Annotated in this window: 31 protein-coding genes and 3 pseudogenes; 5 read left to right on the forward strand and 29 right to left on the reverse strand. The window is 51.5% G+C overall.

What is annotated here, in order from left to right; genetic code table 11:
• Positions 1 to 131: 131 nt before the first annotated feature.
• The 15 genes and pseudogenes from KJS28_RS07935 to KJS28_RS08005 form a co-directional block, all read right to left on the reverse strand.
• Positions 132 to 1343: an FprA family A-type flavoprotein gene (locus KJS28_RS07935; protein WP_213540472.1), complete on the reverse strand. Its 1212-nt coding sequence runs from the start codon at positions 1341 to 1343 to the stop codon at positions 132 to 134.
• Between the two features lie 22 nt (positions 1344 to 1365).
• Complete coding sequence (locus KJS28_RS07940; protein WP_213540473.1) at positions 1366 to 3279, reverse strand: acyl-CoA dehydrogenase family protein; 1914 nt, start codon at positions 3277 to 3279, stop codon at positions 1366 to 1368.
• Between the two features lie 22 nt (positions 3280 to 3301).
• Positions 3302 to 3733, reverse strand: coding sequence for an RrF2 family transcriptional regulator (locus KJS28_RS07945; RefSeq protein WP_228298357.1), 432 nt, complete (start codon positions 3731 to 3733; stop codon positions 3302 to 3304).
• 358 nt (positions 3734 to 4091) lie between these two features.
• Positions 4092 to 4763 carry a GTP pyrophosphokinase gene (locus KJS28_RS07950; protein WP_213540475.1) on the reverse strand — a complete coding sequence of 224 codons (672 nt, stop codon included), beginning with the start codon at positions 4761 to 4763 and terminating at the stop codon, positions 4092 to 4094.
• Positions 4760 to 6454, reverse strand: coding sequence for an FAD-dependent oxidoreductase (locus tag KJS28_RS07955; protein WP_213540476.1), 1695 nt, complete (start codon positions 6452 to 6454; stop codon positions 4760 to 4762). The genes KJS28_RS07950 and KJS28_RS07955 overlap by 4 nt, the downstream gene beginning before the upstream one ends.
• Positions 6451 to 6771 (reverse strand): thioredoxin, encoded by a 321-nt coding sequence (gene trxA / locus KJS28_RS07960; RefSeq protein ID WP_213540477.1) that lies wholly within the window; start codon positions 6769 to 6771, stop codon positions 6451 to 6453. The genes KJS28_RS07955 and trxA overlap by 4 nt, the downstream gene beginning before the upstream one ends.
• 28 nt (positions 6772 to 6799) lie before the next feature.
• On the reverse strand, positions 6800 to 7375 hold the full coding sequence (locus KJS28_RS07965; RefSeq protein WP_213540478.1) for a 4Fe-4S binding protein: 576 nt from the start codon (positions 7373 to 7375) through the stop codon (positions 6800 to 6802).
• Positions 7372 to 7575, reverse strand: coding sequence for a 4Fe-4S binding protein (locus tag KJS28_RS07970; protein WP_213540479.1), 204 nt, complete (start codon positions 7573 to 7575; stop codon positions 7372 to 7374). Before KJS28_RS07970 ends, KJS28_RS07965 begins: the two co-directional genes overlap by 4 nt.
• Positions 7576 to 7587: 12 nt before the next feature.
• Positions 7588 to 7833, reverse strand: a complete 246-nt coding sequence (locus tag KJS28_RS07975) for a ferredoxin-thioredoxin reductase catalytic domain-containing protein (protein WP_213540480.1) — start codon at positions 7831 to 7833, stop codon at positions 7588 to 7590.
• Positions 7834 to 7957: 124 nt separating this feature from the next.
• Positions 7958 to 8116, reverse strand: coding sequence for a rubredoxin (locus KJS28_RS07980; RefSeq protein ID WP_118601949.1), 159 nt, complete (start codon positions 8114 to 8116; stop codon positions 7958 to 7960).
• A gap of 89 nt (positions 8117 to 8205) precedes the next feature.
• The gene (locus KJS28_RS07985) at positions 8206 to 8418 is read right to left on the reverse strand and encodes a DUF6219 family protein (protein ID WP_107000761.1); all 213 of its coding nucleotides are present in this window, start codon (positions 8416 to 8418) and stop codon (positions 8206 to 8208) included.
• A 76-nt stretch (positions 8419 to 8494) separates the two neighbouring features.
• Complete coding sequence (locus KJS28_RS07990) at positions 8495 to 8869, reverse strand: desulfoferrodoxin family protein (RefSeq protein ID WP_033120174.1); 375 nt, start codon at positions 8867 to 8869, stop codon at positions 8495 to 8497.
• A gap of 20 nt (positions 8870 to 8889) precedes the next feature.
• A pseudogene (gene rbr, locus KJS28_RS07995) lies at positions 8890 to 9431 on the reverse strand (rubrerythrin).
• A 66-nt stretch (positions 9432 to 9497) separates the two neighbouring features.
• Complete coding sequence (locus KJS28_RS08000; protein WP_213540482.1) at positions 9498 to 10154, reverse strand: Crp/Fnr family transcriptional regulator; 657 nt, start codon at positions 10152 to 10154, stop codon at positions 9498 to 9500.
• A gap of 1 nt (position 10155) precedes the next feature.
• Complete coding sequence (locus tag KJS28_RS08005; protein ID WP_213540483.1) at positions 10156 to 10935, reverse strand: DUF134 domain-containing protein; 780 nt, start codon at positions 10933 to 10935, stop codon at positions 10156 to 10158.
• 221 nt (positions 10936 to 11156) lie between these two features.
• Here KJS28_RS08005 and KJS28_RS08010 point away from each other — a divergent pair, with 221 nt between their 5' ends.
• The 4 genes from KJS28_RS08010 (at position 11157) to KJS28_RS12655 (ending at position 13478) form a co-directional block, all read left to right on the forward strand.
• The gene (locus tag KJS28_RS08010; RefSeq protein WP_213540484.1) at positions 11157 to 11498 is read left to right on the forward strand and encodes a helix-turn-helix domain-containing protein; all 342 of its coding nucleotides are present in this window, start codon (positions 11157 to 11159) and stop codon (positions 11496 to 11498) included.
• Positions 11499 to 11767: 269 nt separating this feature from the next.
• A complete protein-coding gene (locus KJS28_RS08015; protein ID WP_213540485.1) occupies positions 11768 to 12073 on the forward strand; it encodes a helix-turn-helix domain-containing protein in 306 nt (101 codons plus the stop codon).
• Between the two features lie 100 nt (positions 12074 to 12173).
• Complete coding sequence (locus KJS28_RS08020; protein ID WP_213540486.1) at positions 12174 to 13298, forward strand: AfsR/SARP family transcriptional regulator; 1125 nt, start codon at positions 12174 to 12176, stop codon at positions 13296 to 13298.
• Between the two features lie 51 nt (positions 13299 to 13349).
• Complete coding sequence (locus KJS28_RS12655; protein WP_267873534.1) at positions 13350 to 13478, forward strand: hypothetical protein; 129 nt, start codon at positions 13350 to 13352, stop codon at positions 13476 to 13478.
• A 401-nt stretch (positions 13479 to 13879) separates the two neighbouring features.
• Here KJS28_RS12655 and KJS28_RS08025 read toward each other — a convergent pair whose 3' ends face one another.
• The 14 genes and pseudogenes from KJS28_RS08025 to KJS28_RS08090 form a co-directional block, all read right to left on the reverse strand.
• Complete coding sequence (locus KJS28_RS08025; RefSeq protein WP_228298358.1) at positions 13880 to 14398, reverse strand: DUF4368 domain-containing protein; 519 nt, start codon at positions 14396 to 14398, stop codon at positions 13880 to 13882.
• 211 nt (positions 14399 to 14609) lie between these two features.
• Positions 14610 to 15725 (reverse strand): annotated as a pseudogene (gene mobQ, locus KJS28_RS08030) (MobQ family relaxase); the annotation flags it as partial.
• A 285-nt stretch (positions 15726 to 16010) separates the two neighbouring features.
• Entirely contained in the window at positions 16011 to 16316 is a 306-nt protein-coding gene (locus KJS28_RS08035; RefSeq protein WP_004612914.1) for a DUF3847 domain-containing protein, read from the reverse strand.
• An 86-nt stretch (positions 16317 to 16402) separates the two neighbouring features.
• A complete protein-coding gene (locus tag KJS28_RS08040; RefSeq protein WP_004612915.1) occupies positions 16403 to 16960 on the reverse strand; it encodes an HD domain-containing protein in 558 nt (185 codons plus the stop codon).
• Between the two features lie 18 nt (positions 16961 to 16978).
• Positions 16979 to 17149: a uracil phosphoribosyltransferase gene (locus KJS28_RS08045; protein WP_118563586.1), complete on the reverse strand. Its 171-nt coding sequence runs from the start codon at positions 17147 to 17149 to the stop codon at positions 16979 to 16981.
• Positions 17150 to 17312: 163 nt separating this feature from the next.
• Positions 17313 to 17603, reverse strand: coding sequence for a hypothetical protein (locus tag KJS28_RS08050; protein ID WP_004612917.1), 291 nt, complete (start codon positions 17601 to 17603; stop codon positions 17313 to 17315).
• A complete protein-coding gene (locus tag KJS28_RS08055; protein WP_004612918.1) occupies positions 17581 to 17877 on the reverse strand; it encodes a hypothetical protein in 297 nt (98 codons plus the stop codon). The genes KJS28_RS08050 and KJS28_RS08055 overlap by 23 nt, the downstream gene beginning before the upstream one ends.
• Before the next feature lie 109 nt (positions 17878 to 17986).
• Positions 17987 to 18259, reverse strand: coding sequence for a DUF6809 family protein (locus tag KJS28_RS08060; RefSeq protein ID WP_004612919.1), 273 nt, complete (start codon positions 18257 to 18259; stop codon positions 17987 to 17989).
• Positions 18260 to 18276: 17 nt separating this feature from the next.
• Positions 18277 to 18624 (reverse strand): TnpV protein, encoded by a 348-nt coding sequence (locus KJS28_RS08065; RefSeq protein ID WP_004612920.1) that lies wholly within the window; start codon positions 18622 to 18624, stop codon positions 18277 to 18279.
• A gap of 2 nt (positions 18625 to 18626) precedes the next feature.
• Positions 18627 to 21014 carry a recombinase family protein gene (locus KJS28_RS08070; protein WP_004612921.1) on the reverse strand — a complete coding sequence of 796 codons (2388 nt, stop codon included), beginning with the start codon at positions 21012 to 21014 and terminating at the stop codon, positions 18627 to 18629.
• Positions 21015 to 21084: 70 nt separating this feature from the next.
• Positions 21085 to 21609 (reverse strand): annotated as a pseudogene (locus tag KJS28_RS08075) (type IV secretory system conjugative DNA transfer family protein); the annotation flags it as partial.
• Positions 21606 to 22097: a PcfB family protein gene (locus tag KJS28_RS08080; protein ID WP_213540488.1), complete on the reverse strand. Its 492-nt coding sequence runs from the start codon at positions 22095 to 22097 to the stop codon at positions 21606 to 21608. The gene KJS28_RS08080 and the pseudogene KJS28_RS08075, both read right to left, overlap by 4 nt.
• A gap of 5 nt (positions 22098 to 22102) precedes the next feature.
• Positions 22103 to 22981 (reverse strand): DUF6017 domain-containing protein, encoded by an 879-nt coding sequence (locus tag KJS28_RS08085; protein ID WP_213540489.1) that lies wholly within the window; start codon positions 22979 to 22981, stop codon positions 22103 to 22105.
• 103 nt (positions 22982 to 23084) lie between these two features.
• The gene (locus KJS28_RS08090; RefSeq protein ID WP_213540490.1) at positions 23085 to 23330 is read right to left on the reverse strand and encodes a hypothetical protein; all 246 of its coding nucleotides are present in this window, start codon (positions 23328 to 23330) and stop codon (positions 23085 to 23087) included.
• Positions 23331 to 23396: 66 nt separating this feature from the next.
• Here KJS28_RS08090 and KJS28_RS08095 point away from each other — a divergent pair, with 66 nt between their 5' ends.
• The gene (locus KJS28_RS08095) at positions 23397 to 23858 is read left to right on the forward strand and encodes an RNA polymerase sigma factor (RefSeq protein WP_213540491.1); all 462 of its coding nucleotides are present in this window, start codon (positions 23397 to 23399) and stop codon (positions 23856 to 23858) included.
• Positions 23859 to 23940 lie beyond the last annotated feature (82 nt).

Below are 23940 nucleotides of genomic sequence, written 5' to 3' on the forward strand. Positions count from 1 at the left end.
GTCCTTTTGGGCAAAGAGCGGGCAAGCGCAGTATCACGCTTGCCCGCTCTGTTTTTGAAAGCCGGTTTTTCTGCAGCCGACACGGCGGGGCTGTTTGTTATCTGTTGTCTTGGTTTTGGCTTTCCTGCCAGTTACTTCATAGATTCCAGAATGGCGTCCGCCAGTGCTTCCAGCTCAGTGCGCTTGTCCGTGCCCATGGACGAGGCGAGGCTGAGCCGCTCGTTGAGCACCGTCATGTTCTTAAGCTCATCGTTGACGAATTTCTGCATGAGGTCACCGGACTTCACCGCCCATGAGCCGTTTTCAATGATGGCAAAGGTGCGGTTTTGCAGATTCAGTGCCTTCATATCCATGAGGAAATCGTGCATGGCGGGATAGATGCCGAGGTTGTAGGTCACAGAGGCCAGAACAATGTGGCTGTACTTAAACGCCTCGGAGATCAGCTGGGAGACATGAGTGGAGGACACATCGTACATCGCCACCTTGCTCATGCCCTTATCGCAGAGCGACGCCGCCAGCGCCTGCGCCGCGTTCTCCGTGTTGCCGTACATAGAGGCGTAGACGATGAGCACGCCCTGGGTCTCAGGGGCATAGCGGCTCCATGTGTCGTACTTTTCGATGAACCAGCCCAGATCCTTGCGCCACACGGGGCCGTGGAGCGGGCAGATGTACTTGATCTGATTCAAAACGCCGCCGGCCTTTTTCAGCAGGAGTTGGATGTGGGGGCCGTACTTGCCCACGATATTGGTGAGGTAGCGGCGGGCGTCGTCCAGCCAGTCCCGCTCGAAGTCCACCTCGTCGGCGAACAGCTTGCCGTCCAGCGCGCCGAAGGTGCCGAAGGCGTCGGCGGAAAAGAGGACGCCGTCGGTGACGTCAAGGGTCACCATGGCCTCCGGCCAGTGGACCATAGGCGCGCCCACAAAGGTGACGGTGTGCTTGCCGAAGGAGAAGGTGTCGCCCTCCTTCACCTCGATGCACTCATGCCCGTCCACATGGAAACCGAACTGCCGCATGAGCATGAAGGCCTTCTCGTTGGAGATCAGCTTCACTTTGGGATGGCGCAGTAGGATCTCCTCAATGCAGGCGGCGTGATCCGGCTCCAGATGGTTGACCAGCAGATAATCCAGCTCGCGGCCATCCAGCACATACGCCAGATTTTCCAAAAGCTGGCGGCAGGCAGACCAGTCCACCGTGTCAAAGAGCACCGTCTTTTCGTCCATCAGGCAGTAGGCGTTGTAGCTTACGCCCCGGGGAATGGGAAAGCAGTTTTCAAACAGGGCCAGGCGATGGTCGTTGGCGCCCACCCAGTAGAGGTCGTTCGTTACTTTACGCACGCAATACATCTTATCTTACCTCCTTCACGGCTCAAGCCTTTATAAATTGATCCTTCGTCTCCGCGCACTCGGGACACACCCACTCGGCGGGAAGCTGCTCAAAGAGCGTACCCGGCGCGATCTCGCCGTCCTCGTCGCCCAGCTCCGGCACATACTCGTAGCCGCATCCGCCGCACACATAGGTGTCGCCGATGGGCGTGGGCTTGGGCGGCGTAGGACGCTTCATCTTCGCCATCGGCGGCGCGGGCTGCTTCTCGCCGCTGTCCAGTGCGGCGGTGAGCAAGGGCAAAATCTCCATCACATCGCCCACGATGCCGTAGTCGCAGTTCTTGAAGATAGGCGCGTTACCGTTCTTATTGATGGCCACGATGGTGGAGGCATCCTTGATACCCTTGAGGTGCTGGGACGCGCCGGAGATGCCGCAGGCGATGTACAGATTGCCGGTAAACTTCTGCCCGGACATACCCACATAGCGGTTCAGCGGCAGATACTTGAGGGTCTCCGCCACGGGACGGGAGGAGCCGATGGCCGCGCCGGCGGCCTTTGCCAGCGACTCTACCAGTTTCATGTTCTTTTTCTCCCCGATGCCCTTGCCCGCGGAGACCACCCGCTCCGCCTGCGGGATGGGCGTATCCATGGGGATGCCCACGGAGAAGTCGTGGCCGTCCTTCTTCAGTGCTGCCACAAGGTCGGCCACCTGCTGGGCGGCGTCCCCCTCCCGGAAGATGGTCTTTTTGCGGATGCCGGTGATGGGCGCAGGCTTTTTGGCCGCCGAACGGCTCTCGCCGCCGGAGCTCTTGCCCAGTCTGCCCACCAGATGAGAGGCGATGACCACCCGCTGGATCTCGTTAGTGCCCTCGTAGATGGTGGTGATCTTGGCGTCGCGGTAGGCCCGTTCCACCTCCATGCCCTTGAGGAAGCCGCTGCCGCCGTGGATCTGCAAGGCATCGTTGGTGACCTCCAGCGCGATGTCCGAGGCGTACATCTTCGCCATGGCGGACTCCATGCCGTAAGGTGCGTGCTGCTCCTTCAGCTCCGCCGCGGAGTAGATGAGGAACCGGGCGCAGCGCAGCTTGGTGGCCATATCCGCTAGCTTGAAGGCGATGCTCTGCTGGGCCGCGATGGGCTTGCCGAACTGAATACGCTCCTTGGAATAGCTCAACGCGTGCTCAAACGCGCCCTGGGCGATGCCCAGCGCCTGCGCGGCGATGCCGATGCGTCCGCCGTCCAGCGTGGACATGGCAATCTTGAAGCCCTCGCCCTCCTTGCCCAACAGGTTTTCCTTGGGGACCTTCACGTCGTTGAAGATCAGCTCCGCCGTGGAGGAGGAGCGAATACCCATCTTGTCATAGTGGTCGCCGAACGCAAAGCCCTTCCAGCCCTTCTCCACGATGAAAGCGGAGATGCCCCGGGTGCCGATGTCCGGCGTGGTGACGGCGAAAACCACATAGGTGTCCGCCTTAGGGGCGTTGGTAATGAAGATCTTGCCGCCGTTGAGGAGGTAGTAATCCCCCTTATCCAGCGCCGTGGTCTCCGTGCCGCCGGCGTCGGATCCGGCGTTGGGCTCCGTGAGACCGAAGGCGCCGATCTTCTCGCCCTTGGCCAGCGGGATCAGATACTTCTTCTTCTGCTCCTCGGTGCCGTAGGCGAAAATAGGCCATGAGCCGAGGGAGACGTGGGCGGAGAGGATGACGCCCGCGCCGCCGTCCACACGGGCCAGTTCCTCCACCGCGATGGCGTAGCTCAGGGCGTCCAGACCGGCGCCGCCGTACTCCTTGGGGTAGGGGATGCCCATCCAGCCCAGCTTGCCCAGCTTCTTGACAGCCTCCTCGGGAAACTCATTGTTCTGATCCATCAGAAATGCGAGGGGCTTGATCTCCTCCTCCGCAAAGCTCCGGATCTTCGCGCGCAGCTCTTCGTGCGCCGCCGTGGTTTGAAACAGCATACGGGTACCTCCTCTTAAAATTTTACAGCTCGCTTGTATCTTGGGGATCGGATCCGCCGGTCAGCAGCCTGCGCAGGCTCACGGCGCGGAACGCCTCGTCCTGCTTTCGCTGCAAGGCCGCCAGCTGATAGTGGATGGCGCACCGCCCGTGCTCGTCCTGCCAGCGGCACTCAAATCCCGGCTCCATGCAGGCGCACAGGACGCCCCGTTCCCCCATGACCCCCATGAGATCGTAGAGGGAGGTCGCATCCAGGTCGCAGGACAGTTCGCAGCCGCCGAGAGCGCCACGGCTCACCCGCACCAAATTGCCGGCGGAGAGCTTGCGCAGGATCTGGTAGGCAAACTGATTGGGGATCAATTCCGTTTCCGACATCTCGGCCACCGAATGCTTCTCCCCGTCCAGCAGCACCCGCAAAATGCGCAGTGCGTAGTCCGTCTCTTTGGTGATGATCATGCTCCGCATCCTCTTTTCGCTTGCTTGTTATTGCCATCATATCAATCTTGATAAATTTTGTCAAGATAATTTCCAAAAAAATATCGCTTTTACACAGACCGCCCCAGCCCGGATCAGCTTCGCTTTCCATTCAGCGAAAAGCCATGTTCCTTCCAATTATAGAAGCCGAAAAAGCTGTGCCGTGGCAGCCCGCCGAAAGCAGAAAAGACTATGACTGAAAACCAGAAAACAGAGAAATCGGTTGGGGCTCTCAGCGATCACCCACCCAAGGCGGACGACCGCTGTGAGCCCCGACAAGCCCAAGCTGTACACACGAAACAAGCAACAAAGAGCGTACTTGTCACTTTTATTCGACCCATTATGTTATGATATGCAGTAAATGTTCCATCTTACCATCCCACTCTCTGCTGGAATCGGCGCACTCTTTCAGTTCAGTTTCGACTTCAGCATTTATCGGCACGTTTTTCTTATAGCGGATGGTATGCTCAAGGCTTGCCCAGAAGTCCATGGCGATTGTACGGAGTTGTATCTCCACCGGCACATGGATCTCTTTTTCCGCAAAGAATACCGGCAACCGGATCGTCAGGTGCAGACTGCGATAGCCATTTGGCTTAGGGTGTGAAATATAATCTTTCTCTGTGATGATTTCAATGTCGGACTGATCTTTTAAGCACTTTGCCAAAAAGAACACATCCTCCTCGAAAGAGCAGATCACACGCACGCCGGCAACATCCATGATATTTGCCTGCATGGTCGGAAAATCCAGAGAAAGTCCGCGCTTCTGCATCTTATTCATAATGCTGGACGGCGACTTCAAGCGGCTTTTCATACTTTCTATCGGATTGCGGTCATGCTGCAATGAAAACTCTTCGTTCAGAATTTCCAACCTGCTTTCAAGTGCTTTCAGTGCGCAGCGGTATTGCAGCATGACTTCCTGATACCTGCGATTTTCGCTTAAAAGGCGCTGGCATTGCAGATCATCCAAGCCTTTATCCGCCGCAACCGTCAAGCCAAATAGATTTTCACTCATAGCTTCTCCATTCCGCAGGGATAGGCGCTCCGCGCTGTCTGCTGCTCTTTTGTTACGACCTGATAAAAGCTGTATCCGCTGGAGAGATGGGCACAGGTAAAACCATACTGCGTCAAAAGCCGGCAGGCCAGATAACTGCGAAGCCCTGTCTGGCAATTCACATAGACAGGCTTGTCCCGGTCTAACTCGTCCAAGTGCTCCCGCAGATCGTCCAAGGGAATATTCCGAAAGCCATCCAGATGGCCCCGCTGATACTCCCACGCCGTGCGGACGTCCAGCAGCGTCGCACTGCCATCGCAAGGCAACTCCTCAACCTCATTCCAATGGAACTGCCGCACTTTCTCGCTCTCCAAATCCTCGATCATAAAACCGGCCATATTGACCGGATCCTTGGCAGAGGAATAGGGCGGCGCATAGGAAAGATCGAGCTCCGTCAGTTCCAAAGCTGTCATTTTTGTGCGAATGGTCGTTGCCAGTACATCAATGCGCTTGTCCACGCCCTCGCCGCCAACGATCTGCGCACCCAGCAGCCGCAGGCTTTCTTTTTCATACAGCACCTTCATTGCCATAGACTGTGCGCCGGGATAATAGGCAGCGTGGGATGCTGGGAACAATACGACTTTGTCGTAAGCGATCCCTGCTGTCTGCGCTACCTTCTCATTGATCCCCGTAGAGGCCGCTGTCAAGCCAAACAGCTTCAGAACAGACGAGCCCTGAGAGCCGGTAAAGCGGCTGCTTCCGCCGCAAATATTATCAGCAGCAATTCGTCCCTGCTTGTTGGCAGGCCCTGCCAGCGAGATCAACGCTTTCTGGCCGGTCACGAAATGGGTGACCTCCACAGCATCGCCCACAGCGTAGATGTCCGGCACGGAGGTTTCCATCCGCTCGTTGACAGCGATGCTGCCACGAATACCAAGCCTGAGTCCGGCTTCTTTTGCCAGATGGGTGTCCGGCGTGACGCCGATGGCCAGCAGCACCATGTCGGAGCGCAGTGGCTCACTTTCTTCCAACAGGGTCAGCACGGAATCTCCGTCCTGCCGGAATCCGGTGACGGTTTCACCCAACCGCAGAGCCACGCCGTGTCTGCGCATTTCCGCATGGACAAAGCTCGCCATATCCGCATCCAGTGGTGCTAATAGCTGCTTGGGTCGCTGAACGATGGTGACGGAAACGCCCATCTCCACAAGGTTCTCCGCCATTTCCAGACCGATAAAGCCGCCGCCAGCCAAAACAGCGGTTTTCGGCTTCTGATCCTCTACAAAGCGCCGAATGCGGAGGGTATCCTCCACGGTGCGCAGCGTGAAAACACGCTCACTGCTGACGCCGGAAAGCGCAGGAACTGTCGGCTTTGCGCCGGGGGCAAGGAGCAGTTTGTCATAGGTTTCCGTATAGATTTTCCCGCTGTCCAGTGCATGGACGGTAACGGTCTTCTCAGCGGGATTGATCGCAGTTACTTCCTGCCGTACCCGCACATCCATGCGAAAGCGGTCCCAGAAGCTCTCCGGAGTTTGGAGCGTCAGTTCTTCCCGATCCACGATCACACCGCCCACATAATACGGCAGGCCGCAGTTGGCGTAGGATACGTAGCCGCTGCGCTCGATCATGATGATCTGGGCGTGTTCATCCAAACGGCGGATGCGGGCGGCGGCAGAAGCACCGCCCGCCACACCGCCTACGATCACAACTTTCATCTTGCGCCCTCCACCATGGCGGTGATCTCCGGCTTAGGCCGATAGCCCACCGATTTGGCCACGGCTTTCCCGTCCTTGAATACGACCAGCATCGGGATGCTGGATACCTGAAAACGCATTGCCAGCTCCATCTGCTCGTCCACATTGACCTTGCCCACCTTGAGGGCACCGGTGCTTTCCTCAGCGATCTCGTGGAGCACGGGAGCGAGCATTTTGCATGGTCCGCACCAGTCCGCGTAGAAATCCAGCAGGACGGGCTTGTCGGAACGCAGTACCTCGTTTTCAAAATTCGCAGCAGTAATTTTCAGTTCAGCCATGAGAACGGCTCCTTTCTGTTATCTTTGTTTATTCTTTGTTTTTCAGCTTGCAAATGCCCTGCGTCATGGTTCCCATCGGGCAAAACGCACACCATGTGCGGGGCTTGTAGAGCACCATAACGATCAGACCCAGCAGCAGAGAGGTCAGCATGAGGCTATAAAAGCCAAAGCTGAACTGCGCCACCCAATCAGCGACCGTCCCGGCTGTGTAAGTCCAGCCCCACGGCACACGGAAGGTCCAGAACAGCTTAATGGCCTCCCGCAGGGACGCAGCACCAGCAGCGACCAGATAGGTCTGGAACACCATGTTGCCGAACATCGTCAGGAAAAAGATCAAAAAGCCGTAGCGGAACCACTTGGAGGACATCCAGCGGGGCGTGGGCTTGCAGCGGGAGCATTTCAGGTCTGTCCCCAGCTTGCTGAACAGTTGACCCCGTCCGCAGAGGTGGTTGCAAAAGAATTTGTTCCCGCCAAAGATAGCTAAGAACAGCGGCAGAAGAAAATCAATCATGCCCAGCCATGCAAACAGGATGTTGAAAAAGCCAAGTGCAAAATAGATGATGGCATATACCCACAGGTAATCGTACCAATGCTTTGCTTTCATGCGTCAGCCCTCACTTTCACCTCAATGCAGCCGACGGGGCAGAGCTTTGCGCACTTGCCGCATCCTACGCATCGTTCCGCCTCCACGGCGGCGTAGCAGCCGCGGCGCACCTTGACAGCCCCCAGTGGACAGGTATTTTCACACACGCCGCAGGCGACGCACCGCGTCTTATCTATGGAAGCCAGTTTCTTTGACAGCATAGTGTTCCTCCCTTAATCCTGCAAGGATTTGTAATAGAGCATACAGTGGCAGAATCCCTCAAAGCCCGGATCTGCAATTTGATCCTTAAACTCCTGGCACATACATTTGGTTGCCTCTGTGCGTTCTCTGCGGCAGGGACAGTATCCGCCGGTGCGCTTGAGTCCTTCCCGGATGGTATTGACAATCTCCTGATCGGGATTGAGCTTGATTTTCATGTTCGCCACCTCTTTCTTTATCGTGGCTTTATCATACCGCATGGCAAAGCATTTTTCTGTGACGAGGTCACATTACGGAAATTTTTGTACAAACCCAAAAGAGCTGTGAAGCAGTATGTAAGATACCGCTTCACAGCTCTTTATTTATAGGTCCTGTTGTACTTCTTTACTCAGCCGCAGAAAACTGATCTTTGCCAACTGAACATAAGGGGCATTCAAAATCATCCGGAATATCCTTCCATTTTGTACCCGGTGCAATGCCGCCTTCCGGATAGCCCTTTTCTTCATCGTATTCCCAACCACACACATCACATACATATTTCATAATGAAATTCTCCTTTGATGTTTTTTATTTCGCACACAACATTAGCCCGACTTTATCGTCATCAGAAACAATAACGATTCCTATCTTACTCAAAGAATATCCACAGCTTCCGCTTGTTTTACTCTCTTTGTTTTCTTATTCCCTGAAATCATTTTATGACCCGTATATACTGCCATAACCATGCAGATCAAGGAACTAAGCGCAAGGTACTTATGCGTTGTTTTTGAGCCTTTATATCCAGTGCAAAAAGTTCCAAACATGGTAATTACCGCTCCGATTGACCAATATTTATGTGCTTTCATGACTTGTTTGCCTCCTGCCTGCAATACATGACATTCAGTTCTCTATGTCGGTTCTAAGATACCATGCGCGGAACGATCACGCTTTCCACAGACTGTGGAGGTTGCAGTAGGCGTAGACCGCCTCGACCTCGTCGCCCTCGCAGAGAGCGAAGCAGACCTCCGGCTTTTCGCCGGGATGCAGTTCCTTACGCTGGTTGCCCTGCTTGGTGTGGAGGGACACCCACTCGATGTAGTGCTCCGGCAGCATGGGATGCTCCACGGAGCCGACCTTGACATGGACGATGCCGTTTTCCACAGTCCAGACCGGGACGTGCTTCTCCACGGCGGCGTCGGTGGTGCCGGGGATGATCTCGCTCATCGGCTCACCGCAACAGATGACGGGAACGCCCGTGTCCTTGACCTTGGCAATGATGTTGCCGCAATGCTTGCAAATGTAAAACTTCTGCTCCATGATTCGTTCTCCTTTTCTCTTTAATAGTTTTCCGCGTGAATTTCAAAGTAGCTCTGGGGATGGTTGCAGGTCGGGCAGACCTCCGGGGCCTTCTCGCCCACGACGATGTGACCGCAGTTGCGGCACTCCCACACCTTGACCTCGCTCTTGGCGAAGACCTCCGCCATCTCCACATTGTGCAGCAGGGCACGGTAGCGCTCCTCATGGTGCTTTTCAATGGTGGCTACCAGGCGGAAACGCTGGGCCAGTTCATGGAAACCTTCCTCATCGGCGGTTTTGGCAAAGCCGTCGTACATATCCGTCCACTCGTAGTTCTCGCCCTCAGCGGCGGCGAGAAGATTTTCAGCAGTGTCGCCAATGCCGTTCAGCTCTTTGAACCACAGCTTGGCGTGTTCCTTCTCATTATCAGCGGTTTTGAGGAACAACGCCGCGATCTGCTCGTAGCCTTCCTTCTTGGCCTTGGATGCAAAATAGGTGTACTTGTTGCGTGCCTCGGACTCACCGGCAAAGGCAGTCATCAGGTTTTTTCGGTTTGAGTACCTGCGTATTTTGTTTCTTTCATGGTCGATGCTCCTTTCAGTTTTTTCTGCTCACATTATAATACGGATTCGTGTTAAAAACAATATTTTCATTTTAAGTGATTCAATCCGCCTGTATCCCGCAGCGTGATTGCGCCTCGTCTTAGCTCCACCAGTCCGTCCTCCGAGAAGCTTTTGAGCATCCGTGCCACCGCCTCCCGCGCCGAGCTGATGTGCTGGGCGATCCGCTCATGGGTCATGCGTATGGTATCGGAGCCGGTACGCTCCGCTTCGGCAAGAAGAAATTCTGCCAGCCGCCGATCCAAACCCTTGAACATGATCTGCTGCATCGCCCACATCACATCAGAGAACCGCTTCGTTGCCAACTCATAGAGGAAGCAGCGGACATATAGATTTTTCCCCTTGAGCGCAGCAATGACATTTGCGGGGATAACCAGAACCTCCGTATCCATTCCCGCGGTCATTTGCGTATCAAAGGTGATCTGACTGATTACACAGGAGGCAGAAAGCACGCATAATTCGCCCGGATACAGGCGGAACAGCGTTACCTCCCGCCCCTCCTCGGAGAGAAGATAGGTGCGAATCTCGCCGGAAAGGACGAACAGCATTCCAAGACATTCGTTGTCGCTGCTGCGTACGAATGCACCCCTTTCATAATGACGGACAAAGGCACTTCGGCGTAGCGTTTCCATTTCATGTTCGGTCAAGGATGACCAGAACGGAAGTTGTGTCAGTGTGCGTTCCATATCAGTGGCAGCTATGCTTGCCGCAGCCGTGGTCACCGCAGGTGTGACCAGCTTCGCCGTGCGCATGGTCATGGTGGTCACAGTGAACATTGGGATCGTAGCCCAGATTTCCGCTGAGCAATGCGCTCACCGCTGCGTCAGCGTCCCCGCTGACACCGCCGTAGAGCTTGATGCCCGCTTCGGCCAGAGCCGCCTGCGCACCGCTGCCGATGCCTCCGCAAATCAAAGTGTCCACACCGTGCTGCATCAGGAAACCTGCCAGTGCGCCGTGACCGCTGCCGTTGGTATCAACAACTTCCGCATGGATGACTTTGCCGTCCGCTGCTTCATAAAGCTTGAACTGTTCGGTGTGGCCGAAATGCTGAAAAATTTGACCGTTTTCATAGGTGACTGCAATTTTCATAATGGAATCTCCTTTGCATTTTTTGTTGGATTTTTCTGTGTTGGCTCTCTGCATCCGGCCGCAGCGGCCGCAGCGGGTCGCCTCCTGCCCTCCGCAGATGCGGTAGTTTCCCCCGGTGATGTGCAGCGGTTTCCCGTGGACAAGGCACGCTGCGATCTTGCGCCGTGCGCTTTCGTAAATCTCCTGCACGGTAGAGCGTGAAATGTCCATTTGCGCGGCACACTGCTCGTGGGTTTGCCGCTCCAGGTCAACCAACCGAATGACCTCGTATTCGTCCAGCGTCAGCAGGATCGGCTCGGTATCCTTGCACCCGTTGGGGCAGAATGTATCGACCTGTGGTGCTCCACAAATCCGACGGCACCGTGGCGGTCTTGGCATGAACACGCCCCCTTTGTTTTCGGTATATACCGATTATAACGCTTTAGACAGGAAAAAGCAATATTCTTTTCAAAAGCCGCTGCAATTTCTATCCTCATGTAGATGTTGGCTGATAGTCGGAGTCGAAAGCAACATGTGAGCTATCCTCAAGTTAGATACTTCACGAAAAGAAGCGACGCCTGAACGAGTGCCCGTGGCACTCGTTTTTTTGTTGCAATGCAATGCGGGTTAAAACATTTTTGATACGCTATAAACAAACACAATTCGTGCGTGATCGAATTACTCAGCTGAGATTAAAAAAGGGTGTCTCTGAATATCAAATGAGTTATGATCTCGGGCATAGCAGAAGCTATGTTTATAACATATCCTCTGGCAAATCGTTGCCACCTATGGCAGAGTTTCTTCAAATCTGCAACTATTTTGATATTACACCAAGCCAATTCTTCGATGAATCCGAAGAAAATCCCGCACTCCTGCAAACGGCCATTGAAGAATTGCGAAAGCTGAATGACGATGACTTAATGCTCATCATCGGCAATATTCGTCGGCTGACCCGTGAGTGACCATTCCCTGAAATAACATATTTGTAAGTACAGAGAAACCGCAAGGCATCGGTGTATAATCCATGCCTTGCGGGATTTTGCTTTATAGAGGTGATTTGCATTGAAACCTGAGAGAAAAACAATTTGCAGTTCTAACTCTGGGTAATACGCCGGAATTGCATAGTATATCACCACAAAGTACACATCATTTAATTACCATATACCATACTGATGAGTTCTACAAGGATAATCAAATGAGGTGTAAACTAATGACATAGTAGGTGGTATATATGTTCAATGCACAAAACCGAATCCGGCAGCTGATGGTCGAGCGTGGATGGACTATTTATCGATTAGCGCAGGAATCCGGCCTGTCGCAGACAACGATCAGCAATATCTTCAAAAGAAATAATCAACCATCCCTGCCAACGGTAAATGCGATTTGTGACGCTTGCGGGATTACACTGGCGCAGTTCTTTACGGAGAACGATACGGCAAATTCACCTAACACCAAGAGTGAATTAGATGATAGTGTTGCGGCTCTCAAGGAGGATCAGCGCGAGGCGCTTGCTGCATTCATCAAGACAATCGTATAGTACATAACCGCTCAGCCATACTGTGCGGCTCACAGCAGAGGCTGCCCGAGTTACATTGGACAGTCTCTGTATTTTTTTACAGATCAAAGGAGGCGTATCCATGAGCAACGAAATCATGCAGGAAAACACACCATTTTTGGAATGCAGTGCATTCCACCGTGGGATGAGCGTGTTGGAGGCCAGTCTGCGAAACACCGAGGATTCAGACGCTATCATCAGTGGCCTTCTGAAAGGTGCAGCTGAGTTTTATGGCGCATCAAGAGCCTCTGTGGTGGAAGCTGACTGGGATCTGGGAATCGGCGTCATTACCTACGAATGGTGCAAAGATGGTGTGCCGGCGCAAAGGGATATGCTCCAGTGCCTGCCCATGGAGAAGTCCCCGAGATGGAGGAAAGCACTTCGGGCCAATAAACCGGTCGTGATTTCTGACTTGCAGAGATTAGAGAAAGTCTATCCAGATGAGGCAGCCTTCTTTCGGGAGTATGGGGTGACTACACTGCTGGCGGCACCATTCTCCAAACGGATTAATCAGGGATTCATTGCCGTGGACGATCCGACCCGCTACACGGATGACCCGGTTTTCCTATTCATCGCCTCCTATGCAGTGGTTGTGGAACTCAACGAAATCAAACAGCAGCAGTCCCTGTTGGCAGCAACAAAAGCCTCCAAATACAATCCGGAGGATGTCCATATCAATTTCTTTGGAGGTATGGAGATCATCAGCCCCAAGGGAACACTGACTGGAGAGGATATCAAGGCGGACCAGTGCTACCTGCTTCTGGCATATCTCATTCTGAACCACAAAAAGAATTTCACTGTTGACACACTGGCAGAGATCATCTGTCCATACGACGAACTCGATTCGCCATATAAGGTCGTCAATAATATCGTTTACCGCCTGCGGCGTACTCTTTCCGTCATCGGGCTCGACAAGCTGGTCATCGGGAAGAATGGTACATTCCAGATCAATCCCAACTTCAATATCCATACGGATTTCGACCGCTTTGAGGATGCCTGCATTCAGTTGAAAACAGAAGAAAACCCGGATATGCGGCATTCCCTCTACCACAGCGCAGTCGATATGTATAAAGGACAGTTACTCCCAAGATGTGAACATGAGCTGTGGCTGATGCAGTTGTCCATGTACTATCAGTCCCTGTACCTGCAGATTACCAAGGGATATGTCTGCCTGAAGATGGAGTGCAAGGATTATATTCTGGCGTAAAAGACGGCCATTGATGCTCTGCGCTTCGATCCGAAGGATAGCGAACTGAACATGTATGCGATCCTCGCCATGGGATTCCAAGGAAATCTCTCTATGGCGCAGACCTACTATACGGCGGCAAAGCCCTATCTGGCGTTAGAGCATGCCGAGGTCATCAAGAAGTATTTGCACATAAAATGAGAGCTGCTTAATGTCGCTCCGGAGGTTGTAGCAGAGGTTACGCAGTAGGTTGCTCCAGAGGTTACGGAGGAGGTCGTACAGGAGGCTGCGCAGCAGGTTGCAGCTGAGGTCATAGAAAAGTCATACAGCAGGTTGTCCAGCAGGTCACGGTTGAGGTTGCCCGCCCGTTATCATTGGTTATCGGATGCGTCCGATAGATGATGCGGGCGGGTGATTTTTTTGCTGTACAGGAGACGATATTACGCCGTTGGTCACCACAAGGCCGGTTTGCGCCCCTTGTGTACGGATCTGTACGGCCCTCCTGCGCCGCAGACAGCCCATCATTCTAATATTGCGTCCTGCTCCCGGAGCCATGGCGAGTGTTCTTATAGCATTTGAAAGGCTGTAAGAACACTCGCTTTTTATACAGCGAGTTCACAGGGGGCGTAGTTGACGACTACGCCTTTTCTTGTATTTACGGACACTTCCGGGATCGGCAGGGGCAGCACCGTTGGAATCTCAATCGTTCCGACGCAGTTATAGTGGATGCGAAGCCGCTGCTCCCATACGCCGTCGATCTTCTCAGCATTGAACACTTCGATCTTCTCAATCAGTTCGTTCAGCATCCTGGGCGTCAGTTTTCTCGCTCTGGTGTACTTGCGGACAAGACCGATAAACATATCCGTTGTCTTGGAACGGCTGCTCTGCTTCTCTATTTCGGAGCGGAGCTTTTTTATTTTCTCCGACAGTTCCTTTTGCTCGTCCTCATACCGCCGGGACATTTTTGCGAAGCGGTCATCAGAGAGTTTGCCGGAAACATTATCCTCATAGATACGTTCAAAGAGGCCGTCCAATTCTTCATCACGGGCAAGGAGCGTTTTCAGTTCCTTTTCCTTCAGCTTGCGGTCTGTCTGTTCCGCCTGCTGGGAATGACCGATCACCGCTTTTACAAATTCGTCCTCATAGCTTTTTCAGAATGCGGTATGCCTTATTAAAAGCGGTCAGCTCGTCCTTATGACTTTCGACATAGGCTTCCTTTCGGATTTTCCAGCCGATTTTGATATACTTGTCATGGACTGCTTTATGCTTTTCACAATCAGCAACGGCGGTCTGAATGGCGGTAATGGCTTTCATGCGGTTAGCGGCTTTCTGCATATCTTCACGAATGGCAGTAGCCTTTTCACTCACCCCTTGCAGGGCAATGTCCAAATCTTCCAGCGTGAAAAGCTCATGCCGTTGTAGATAGACGGTCGCTTGGGAAATGGTTTTCAAATCATCGGTCGTGCCTTTCTGCTGTCCGTATCTCGACCATTCGCTACGCTCTGCCTTTCGCAGATTCAGATAATCACGCAGTAGAACGGCAAGGTTCGGAGAAGCATTTTTCTTTTCCGCTTCATTTTCTGCAATGACTTCTTTGGTGGCTTCCAGAATGTCAGCAATCCAGTCACGCAGACTTTTGATAGTGCTGCGGATAGCGTTCATCATGCGGTTGGCGGCTTTAATGTCTCGGTTGAGATTGCCGATGTTGGTGGCAATGCCTTTTCGCTCCAACGCAGAGACAGCCGTTCCCATGTGGACTGTCGGGATAATGTCAAGTCCCTGTCTTTCATAGGAACGCATATCAATCCGTTCTGGACTTCCGGCAAGTTCCAGATATTTGTTCTGAACAATTTCCCAACCATGCCGCCATTCCTCGGCATGGTACTGTTCGTTCCAGTCAACGGTATCTTCCTTATGGCTTTTCCATCTGCCGGATGGGAGCTTGATACGCTCGCCGTTTTCGTCAAGGTCATAAACCTTGCGGCTCTTAGGCATCCATTTTCCATTTTCATCAATGGCTCGCATGGTCAGCATGAAATGGCAATGGGGATTGTGTCCCGGCGGATCGGGGTCATGGATTGCGAAATCACAACACATTCCCTTTGAAACAAACTGTTCCTCGCAGTATTCTTTGACCATCTGCGGTAACAGCTCCATCGGGACTTCTCTGGGCAGGGCGGCAACAAACCGTCTTGCAAGCTGTGAGTTCCATTGCTTTTCGATTTCTTCAACGGAGTTCCAGAGGGTTGCTCGGTCTGCATATTCGGGTGGAGCATTTGGGGGCAGCATGATTTCCGTATAGACCACTTCTTTTTTGCAAGTGTAATTCTTGGTTTTCTGGTCATACTCGGAAAACAGCTTTTCTCCGGCTTGGTAGGCAGCTCCGGCAACCGCAGAGTTGCCTTTGCTTCGCTGAGTGATTTTGATATTGAAGTGGGGTACTGGCAATTTGTGTGAACCTCCTTTCGGTGCAAAAAAATGACCGATACTTTTCAGCAGCGGTCAGGTGGTGGAATATAAACTTGCTGTCGGGGAATGATTGCTTGCAATCGTTTCCCGGCGGCAAGTCCACAAAGGGGTAGTTGGCAAAGCCAACGCAGGGGAAGTGTAGCTTCCCCTGTATGATTGGAGCAGACTGCGGAAATCATCAGCTCCCTGCAAGGGGCTTTCGGCAGAACGCAATGCACAACCTTTAGGTGGTGTATAATTGCGCCCTTTTTCCAAAAGGGTCTTTTAGCTCCCGTTCGGCTGCCCCAATTCCTTTCGGTTCGCAATCAGCAAATCCAACTTCTTTTGAACCGCTTCGCTGTGAAAGATGAAAGTCAAAAGCTCCATCACATCATCATCGGTCAGAGTGGTCGGCTCTTTCAAAAAGGTTTCCAACATTCCGGCACGAGTGCAAAGGCGGTGGGTTCGCTCACTTCGGGTCAACCTCTTTAATTCGCTCTGCAATCGCTTTTCCTTGTGCATGGCTGCGGTCAGCTTTCGCTCGACCACATATTTCTCACGCTCCAATTTTTCCAGTTCTTCTTTACTCATAGACAAGCTCCTTTCGCAATAATGGATAAAACAAAAGCGACCAACTTTTTACGGTTGATCGCCTTTGGCTTAGACAATACTTATAACTATTTTTCTATCTTTGCAAGTGTATCCTCTCGTATAGCTTGTCGTAATGTAGTAAGATATTCTGAAAAACTCACTCGGTCATCTGCATAAGTCAAATTTAATTTATACTCTTTCGGAATCCATGTAGATAAATCAGAAGCGTTATGCTGAATTAAAGCTTCCAAGCTATCAATAGCTTTATATATCTTAGCTTCGACAGTTTTTCTTTCTGTCATCTCATTATATAGAGCTTTCATTTCTTCTGCATAATAAGACGGTAACGTATCTATCCAGTTAAATAGTAAATTTTCTTCTATATCCTCATGCACTTGCTTTTTATCAAAGGTAGGAATGTCTCCTGTAAAGCATTCACCCAAATCATGAATAATACACATACGAATAACTTTATCCATATCAACATCTGGAAACTCATCCCGCATAAAAAAAGCCATCAGCGTCATCATCCAGCTATGTTCTGCTACACTCTCGTGTCTTCCTTTCGATGTATAGCAATGCCTTGTCGTATCTTTTAAACGCTCAGCGACACTTAGCGCATTTAATAATTCTCTGGAATTCATAATTTTACCTCCACATTATCAAATTACATATTCATTTTCTCTTACTCCATATAATCTATCTCCGGTATCTCCATTATACGGCAGTAAATACCCATCTTCTCTAATTCCGTCTGCCATATGGACTAAAAATAGCTTCACTTCTGGATGCTCCTTAAAAATTCGTTCTATTCCAGATTGACATCCGAACATAATTTATAATTGCAGGACTATGTCCTTACTCGAAGTATATCATATCTGTATTTCTAATTCAACATTGTACACCTCATATAATCTGTATTTTTCAGCTAACAGCCAAAGAAAACATCAAGTGCAGACCCGACATTTTGACCGCAAATCAACCCAAAATGCTACATCATTCCATCTGGCTATTGAAACCGTTTTGCTTGGCGTTCTCGCTTGCTTTTCGTCTGCGTTCCTCGCTGTACGGCGGTTGCAGACGGATAGAAAGTCTGGACTTGTCCAGAAGATAAGTCACACCGCCTTGCTCATGGGATTTTTCCAGTCGGCAGAGATCGGGGTGCTTTTTACTGAACAATGCCAGTCGCTTTCGCAGGCTGGCATTGTAGGTGTAGATACTGGCTGTGTCCTCGCCCTCATTAAAGAGGATGATAGTTTCTTTTTCATACTTCGTCAGCTTCGCCATAACTTTTCTCCATGTGATGATTCCAGTAGCTATCCATAATGACTGCCTTGTGCTGGTAGTATTCCTGCATCTGCAAACGCAGATTGTAGTAGAAACGACGATACCATTTGTCGCACTTCTCGTCACTCAGCTTGACCGACAGCATATAGAACAGTTTCTTTGCCGCCGGATCAGGAGTAAGGGCAGCTACATAACGCAAACGCTCAACCGTTGCTTCACGGTTCGGACAGCCAAAGGTATACAGGGTTTTCATTTCCTTCAGGTTCATTTTCATTCAAAAGTCCTCCTTGATAGTTGATAAAATAAAAGCGACAGATACTCAGAATAGAAATACCTGTCGCTTTGCTCACGATATTAAATTGTTGGTTCTGCACTTGACTTTTTTACTTAAAGTCGGGCAGTTCGTATATCTCTTTCATCAGCAGAACGCCCATTGTAAAACCATACTTGAAATGTTCCTCGGTCTGCATAGTCTGGCAGTCTGCAAAATTGTCATTGAGCTTATCCAGCTTCGCATAATCTTCTTTGCTCAATGTCTGCTCAAAGTATCGCATGATGTCTGCGATTGCCTGTCCTGCTTCCCGAAACTTCTCTGATTTCGGTACTACCGTTTCTGCCGGATAAATCTCTCCATTGAAGATTGCTTCTAAAATCATAAATTCACGCTCCTTTCTCAGCAGTAAATCAGCTCGCCCTTGATGGCTTCCTCAGCCTGTGCAACACAAGCGTTCATCTGGCGAACCCATTCGATTTGATTTTCGGCTTTGAGCTGCTCCGTCACGCCGTATGCCTTTGCAAGCTGTGGCACGATGATTTCCATACGCTTCTTGGCGGTTTCCTCAATCTCCGCACAATGCTCATAGAGAGTTTCATTCAGCACCATGTCGGAGAACAGGACTGGATTAGCCAGTCGCAGATACTCCTTTCGCATCCGTCCCCACTTGCCAAGACGGATATTCGGATTTTTCAGCTTGATGTCGGGGATGTAGTAGTCTCCACATTTGATAAAATTCAGTTCCATATTCAAGCACCTTTCTTTCTGTGATATTCTTCCCTGCGTTTGGCAAGGGTAGTTTCATAGCGTTTGATTGCATCGGGGTCTCCGGCTTCTGCATCGGCTTTCATTTTCTGATAGCTTCTGACAGTAGCTTGGCTCTGATACTTTCGCATTTCAGCCAGCTTCTTTGCTGCTTCTTCATCGGTCTTGGCAAGCTCTACAAGGGCTTCACGCTCTGCCTGTCGCTTGGCAGTTCTTGTCCTCGTGTATTCAGCCTTGCGTTCTGCCATCATAGCGGCATATTCGGGGTCTGCCGCCATGCGTTCTTCCTCACGCTCCTTTTTTCGCTGTCTGGCTACGGCTTCTTTTTCTTTCAAGGCTTGCCATTCCTCGGCGGCTTTCGGGTCTGTCTTGGCGGCTTCTTTCAGCTCCTTTCGGGAAAGTTTCTTTTGCCTGTTGGCTCGTTCTGTCCGTTTGCGTTCCGCTTCCAGTAGCTTTTCTCGCTGTAAGCGTTCCTTTTCTTCCATTTGGGCGATATAGGCAGGGTCGGCTTCTCTGGCTTCCTTGATTTTCTGCTGTCTGCGGTGGTTTCGCTCACGCTGCAAGGCAAGTTTGCGTTCATATTCAGCAATAGCTTCCGGGTCTCCGGCTTCAACAGCTTTCATCAATGCTGCTTTTTTCTGTTTCTGAACCTCTGCGGCTCGTTTCGCCTTTTCCTGCTTCTTTCGCAACTGCTCGGCTTCGATGGCGGCAATGCGTTCTTCTTCGGAAACAGTTTCAACAGGGGGATAGTAGTTGCCGATGAAGTTGAAATAAATGTCGATATTCTGCTGACGGTAAACGGTGCGACCACCTGTGGCTTCGTGGACTTCCACTCTGTCAATAAAGGCATAGAGCATGGTGTCCGTCAGTTCCTCGCAGTTTCGGTACTTGTTGACTAAGGCGATAAAGCGGTTGGTGTCGATTTTCTCAACTTCTTCCTCTTGTATCTGTCCCTGCAATTCCTCAACTCGTTTTTCCAGCATAAGCTGTTCTTCATCGTACTGCTGTATCATTCGCTGTGCCTGTCGCTCCGGCAACAGACCGCTGATGGCACTGTCATAGAGCTTCTGTATCTTTGCATCCAGTTCAGCCATTCGTTTCTTGGCTTCGTCAATTTCCTGCTGTCCGTTGTTGGCTGACTTGGATTTGCTCTCATTCCATACGGTCTTGAGCTGGGAAATAAACTCTGCTTCGTTCTCAATGACATATTGGCTGACCGCTTTGATTGCCTGCAAAATCGCCGCTTCCAGAGCAGAGGTTTTAATGAAGTGGGAAACACATTCATTGTTCTGATTTCGATAATTGCCACATTGAAAAGCAGAATCGGAATCATAATGTTTTCCGCTTTGCCTTGCTTCGGGGCTGATGAATCCCATTCGTGAACCACAATCCGCACAATAGATCATGCCGGACAAACGGTGGGAATAAGTTCCGTTTGCGGCTCTCGGTTTTGCACGAACACGGAGCTTCTGGGCAATGTCCCATGTGTCTTGGTCAATGATGGCTTCGTGGGTATCGGGGAATATCATCAGTTCTTCCGGCGTTGCGGCTCTGCGTTGCTTTGTCTTGAAGTTCTCACAGATGGATTTGCCCAACACGGTATGACCGAGATATTCCTGCCTGTCCAGAATATGACCAATCGTATTTGCGTTCCAACGGTAAGGGTCGCTGAAGCTCCTGTTTCTGCAATTTTCGGGGAAATACTTTGCCGTATATGCAGATGGTATCAGCACCTTTTCTTCGGTCAGTTGTTCCGCAATCGCCGTCACGCCCATACCTTGACAGGCAAGACGGAACACCTTTCTGACGATTTCAGCAGCCGGTTCATCCACAACAAGGGTCTGCTTATCTCCGTTGATACGCTTGTAGCCATAGGGGATAGCACCGCTGCACCTTAGTCCCTCTTTCATTCTGGACTTAAAGACAGCCTTGATTTTGTTGCTGGTGTCTTTGGCGTACCACTCGTTCATGATATTCAAAAACGGTGTGAAGTCATTTTCGGTTGGATTGGCACTATCCACATTGTTGTTGATAGCGATAAAGCGAACACCCTTTTTCGGGAATACAATCTCTGTGTAATAGCCGACTTGCAGGTAATTTCTGCCAAACCTTGAAAGGTCTTTTACTACCAGAGTGTCCACCCGTCCGGCTTCGATTTCTTCCAGCAGGGCGGTAAAGCCGGGGCGGTTGAAATTCGTGCCTGAGTAGCCATCGTCATAGAAATGGCGGATATTTCTCAGTCCCTTTTGTCGGGCATATTCTTCGAGATACTTTTTCTGATTTAGGATGGAGTTCGATTCGCCAGCCTGTTCATCGTCTCTGGATAATCGCTCGTATAGAGCTGTGATTTTGATTTCTTCTTTCTTTGCCACGGTTTTGCCTCCCTTCTGTATGTAATTAGCGTTGATAAAACGCTACCTTTTTCTATCTTGGTATATTGTAACCTTTTGGATCGGTGATGACATAGGAGCTGTGCATCTGCATGATAGACGGTTTGACAAAGAACCGCGTCTTGCCGCTGCCGGAGCCGCCGATGACGAGGATATTTTTGTTTCTCGCATACTTTGGCTGCTTCGGGCGGCTGGTCATGGTGAGGCTTTCCGTCCTGGTCAGAGGGATGTTCCAATCGGGAACGGGGTCTACGTAGGGCGCGATATCCGCCGCCGTGCCCCAGCGGGCAGAGCCGTATTCAATACCCTTGCGGTATTTCTTCGCATTCTTGCCCTTGACATACACCGTCAGCCGGACGAGGACTGCGCCGAGGATGCCGACGCAGATATCCAGCGCGTGAAAGCTGGGTGCGGAGCTGGCGAAGGCCGTCTGAAAGCCCTGCCCGATATGCAGCAGCTTTTCCGAGGCGTCAAGCCCCAGCGCCAGCCGCACCGCCTGGCAGAGCTTATCAAAGAGATACACAAAGAACAGATACGGCAGGTTTGGCAGAAGATATTTTTTGAGTTTGTCCTTCATCGCTCCACGCTCCGTTCTCTGGTCTTGACCTTTTCGCCGCGCTCCTGCTCCTTGTGCTGCGTTTTGGACTGCTCCTGAGCCTTTTCCAGCTTGCGCCGGATGGAAGGGGCTTTCCCGCGGCTCAGGTTTTTAGCGGAAAACTCCCGGAAGGCCGCCGTGATCACATCGGCGTCCCGGCCCTTGAAGAACACCAGGTAACGGGTATGCTCCCCGGAGGTGTCCTTCTTCAACGCAAAATCCAGGCCGTACTTCTTCGCCGTGGAAGAAAAGGCCCGGATGTTCTGATCCGTGATCTCGATGTTGGAAACGCCGGTGTTGTGTTTCATAAGCTGCCGGAGCGTCTGCTTGCCGTGCCGGAGTGGGGGATTTTTCTTGTGCTTCTCCATATCCGCCAGCACCTTCTTCATAGCCTGCTGCAAGAACTGGGCGGTCATTTTGCTGGCCTCCACACAAAGCGCAAGGGTTTTCTGCGTGATTTCTTCCTGCAAGGCGTTCACCTCCGATCTCCGCTGCCGTACAGGTCATGGCTGACAAGGGATGTGTAATAGCTGTCCATCGTGACCGGGGCGTTATACAGCGCCGCCAGCAGATATTTCTTGATGTTGCGGACATAGGTGGTGTTCTCCCGCATCCGGTCAAGGACATACTCGATGTGCGAGGCGTTCAGCTTCAGGAACCGTGACCGGACGACCTCTGCCGGGTAGTCGTCCCCGGCCACGCGGATCATCTCCCGGTTGGAACAGACGGTATCCACCATAAGCTCCACCAGCTCGTCCAGTCGGTCCTTGTCAAGCTGCACGTTCTGCGAGAGAACGTCATATTCGATGTTCTCCAAGATCAATGCCCGATAGCTTTCCCGCTTTCGCACCCCGTCCTGCCCGCTCCGCTCCCTGGGGGCTGGGGGACTTGATAGGATAGGACTTGATTTTTGCGTAATTGATAAATCTGTCTTTGATGGATAGTTACTTGATTCTTCTTTATTTAATTGGGCGGGGTTCTCCTGAATTGGAGCGTCCAACATTGGATTTGCCTGTACGGGATTTTCCCGTATAGGTTTTTTCTGTGTAGGTGACGGCGCTTTAGGCTGTTCCAGAATGGTGTATTCGATAGAGCCGAGCTGCCCGTTTGCGCTGCGGACACGCGAACGGATCAGATAGCCGTGCGCCTCCAGCTCCCGGATGCCGCCGCTGATGCTGTCGATGCCGTCCTTGCAGATACGGGCAAGGCCCTTCATGGTGTAGTCCCAATTCTCCGGCAGGGACAGCATAAGGGATAGAAGTCCCTTCGCTTTCAGCGACAGCGACATATCCCGCAGATGGTAGTTGGACATGACCGTGTAATCCCTGGTCTTTTCGATACGGAATACAGCCATCTTCGCACCTCCTTCCTGTGAAAATGAAAAGTGTTGATTTTGAGCGGTTTGTCCGTCTGTGAGCCTCCGCTGCCTCTCGCATGGGAAAACACCCACGTCATGTTCAGAACGCAAGCCACAGCGAAAGAAAACGCAGATTTTCCACCCAAATCACGGCACTTGAATTGGGGTATAGAAAAAGGGCGGCTGTCTGAAAAACAGTCGCCCAAAAAGGGGATATATACAAGTTATTTGCTACTCGTCCGCCTTGAAAACCGTTGATATTACTGGCTTTTTCAAAAAGTTCTGTATCGCCACTCGCACCATTGCGCTCCGGGAGCTTTTTTGCATTTTGGGGCTCCTTTGCCACGCTGCCGTGGCCCTCCGTTTTCGAGATTTGCTTCACCACCAAATCTCGAAAAACGGAGGACAGAAAATGTCGTATCACAATGACCCATATCGGGTCGATTATTTGAAGATATATCCCTGCTTAAAAGAGCGCCCGGATGTGTTGGAAGTCTTGAAGAAAAGCGACCGCAAGATGAAATACATGGAGGTGGATCTGAAAAGCGAACAGCGCAGGAAAAATGCCGCGAATGGGGCGGAGAGTTATATCCCCAGCAAGGAGGATTCGCTGGAGCGACTCGTATATTCTGCAAAGTGCCAGTTTGCGGACGATGCTGAAGGCGTCGAGGATGCCGTGATCAAGAAAGACGATTTATGCCGTTTGCGGGCCGCACTGGATCAGTTGAGCGAAGAAGAACGGGCTCTGATCCATGCGCTGTTTTTCGACGAGTGCTCAGAGCGTGAGCTGGAAGAAATGATGGGTATCCATCGAATGACGATCCATAATCGAAAGATCCGTATTTTGCAGAAAATGAAAAAGATGCTGAGATGACAAAAAAGTTTGGTGCAAACGGTGTTTTCAACGGCTAATAGAGTGAGAGGGCTTTGAACCTCCCCCCGCTGCTGATAAATCA

Source organism: Vescimonas coprocola, from assembly GCF_018408575.1.
GTDB lineage: Bacteria > Bacillota > Clostridia > Oscillospirales > Oscillospiraceae > Vescimonas > Vescimonas coprocola.

Bases quoted from the DNA above. Each gene is read 5' to 3' on its own strand.
- KJS28_RS07935 (WP_213540472.1), bottom strand. From the start codon at position 1,343: ATGTATTGCGTGCGTAAAGTAACGAACGACCTCTACTGGGTGGGCGCC.
- KJS28_RS07940 (WP_213540473.1), bottom strand. From the start codon at position 3,279: ATGCTGTTTCAAACCACGGCGGCGCACGAAGAGCTGCGCGCGAAGATC.
- KJS28_RS07945 (WP_228298357.1), bottom strand. From the start codon at position 3,733: ATGATCATCACCAAAGAGACGGACTACGCACTGCGCATTTTGCGGGTG.
- KJS28_RS07950 (WP_213540475.1), bottom strand. From the start codon at position 4,763: ATGAGTGAAAATCTATTTGGCTTGACGGTTGCGGCGGATAAAGGCTTG.
- KJS28_RS07955 (WP_213540476.1), bottom strand. From the start codon at position 6,454: ATGAAAGTTGTGATCGTAGGCGGTGTGGCGGGCGGTGCTTCTGCCGCC.
- trxA (WP_213540477.1), bottom strand. From the start codon at position 6,771: ATGGCTGAACTGAAAATTACTGCTGCGAATTTTGAAAACGAGGTACTG.
- KJS28_RS07965 (WP_213540478.1), bottom strand. From the start codon at position 7,375: ATGAAAGCAAAGCATTGGTACGATTACCTGTGGGTATATGCCATCATC.
- KJS28_RS07970 (WP_213540479.1), bottom strand. From the start codon at position 7,575: ATGCTGTCAAAGAAACTGGCTTCCATAGATAAGACGCGGTGCGTCGCC.
- KJS28_RS07975 (WP_213540480.1), bottom strand. From the start codon at position 7,833: ATGCGGTATGATAAAGCCACGATAAAGAAAGAGGTGGCGAACATGAAA.
- KJS28_RS07980 (WP_118601949.1), bottom strand. From the start codon at position 8,116: ATGAAATATGTATGTGATGTGTGTGGTTGGGAATACGATGAAGAAAAG.
- KJS28_RS07985 (WP_107000761.1), bottom strand. From the start codon at position 8,418: ATGAAAGCACATAAATATTGGTCAATCGGAGCGGTAATTACCATGTTT.
- KJS28_RS07990 (WP_033120174.1), bottom strand. From the start codon at position 8,869: ATGGAGCAGAAGTTTTACATTTGCAAGCATTGCGGCAACATCATTGCC.
- KJS28_RS08000 (WP_213540482.1), bottom strand. From the start codon at position 10,154: ATGGAACGCACACTGACACAACTTCCGTTCTGGTCATCCTTGACCGAA.
- KJS28_RS08005 (WP_213540483.1), bottom strand. From the start codon at position 10,935: ATGCCAAGACCGCCACGGTGCCGTCGGATTTGTGGAGCACCACAGGTC.
- KJS28_RS08010 (WP_213540484.1), top strand. From the start codon at position 11,157: ATGCGGGTTAAAACATTTTTGATACGCTATAAACAAACACAATTCGTG.
- KJS28_RS08015 (WP_213540485.1), top strand. From the start codon at position 11,768: ATGTTCAATGCACAAAACCGAATCCGGCAGCTGATGGTCGAGCGTGGA.
- KJS28_RS08020 (WP_213540486.1), top strand. From the start codon at position 12,174: ATGAGCAACGAAATCATGCAGGAAAACACACCATTTTTGGAATGCAGT.
- KJS28_RS12655 (WP_267873534.1), top strand. From the start codon at position 13,350: ATGTATGCGATCCTCGCCATGGGATTCCAAGGAAATCTCTCTATGGCG.
- KJS28_RS08035 (WP_004612914.1), bottom strand. From the start codon at position 16,316: ATGAGTAAAGAAGAACTGGAAAAATTGGAGCGTGAGAAATATGTGGTC.
- KJS28_RS08040 (WP_004612915.1), bottom strand. From the start codon at position 16,960: ATGAATTCCAGAGAATTATTAAATGCGCTAAGTGTCGCTGAGCGTTTA.
- KJS28_RS08045 (WP_118563586.1), bottom strand. From the start codon at position 17,149: ATGTTCGGATGTCAATCTGGAATAGAACGAATTTTTAAGGAGCATCCA.
- KJS28_RS08050 (WP_004612917.1), bottom strand. From the start codon at position 17,603: ATGGCGAAGCTGACGAAGTATGAAAAAGAAACTATCATCCTCTTTAAT.
- KJS28_RS08055 (WP_004612918.1), bottom strand. From the start codon at position 17,877: ATGAAAATGAACCTGAAGGAAATGAAAACCCTGTATACCTTTGGCTGT.
- KJS28_RS08060 (WP_004612919.1), bottom strand. From the start codon at position 18,259: ATGATTTTAGAAGCAATCTTCAATGGAGAGATTTATCCGGCAGAAACG.
- KJS28_RS08065 (WP_004612920.1), bottom strand. From the start codon at position 18,624: ATGGAACTGAATTTTATCAAATGTGGAGACTACTACATCCCCGACATC.
- KJS28_RS08085 (WP_213540489.1), bottom strand. From the start codon at position 22,981: ATGGCTGTATTCCGTATCGAAAAGACCAGGGATTACACGGTCATGTCC.
- KJS28_RS08095 (WP_213540491.1), top strand. From the start codon at position 23,397: ATGTCGTATCACAATGACCCATATCGGGTCGATTATTTGAAGATATAT.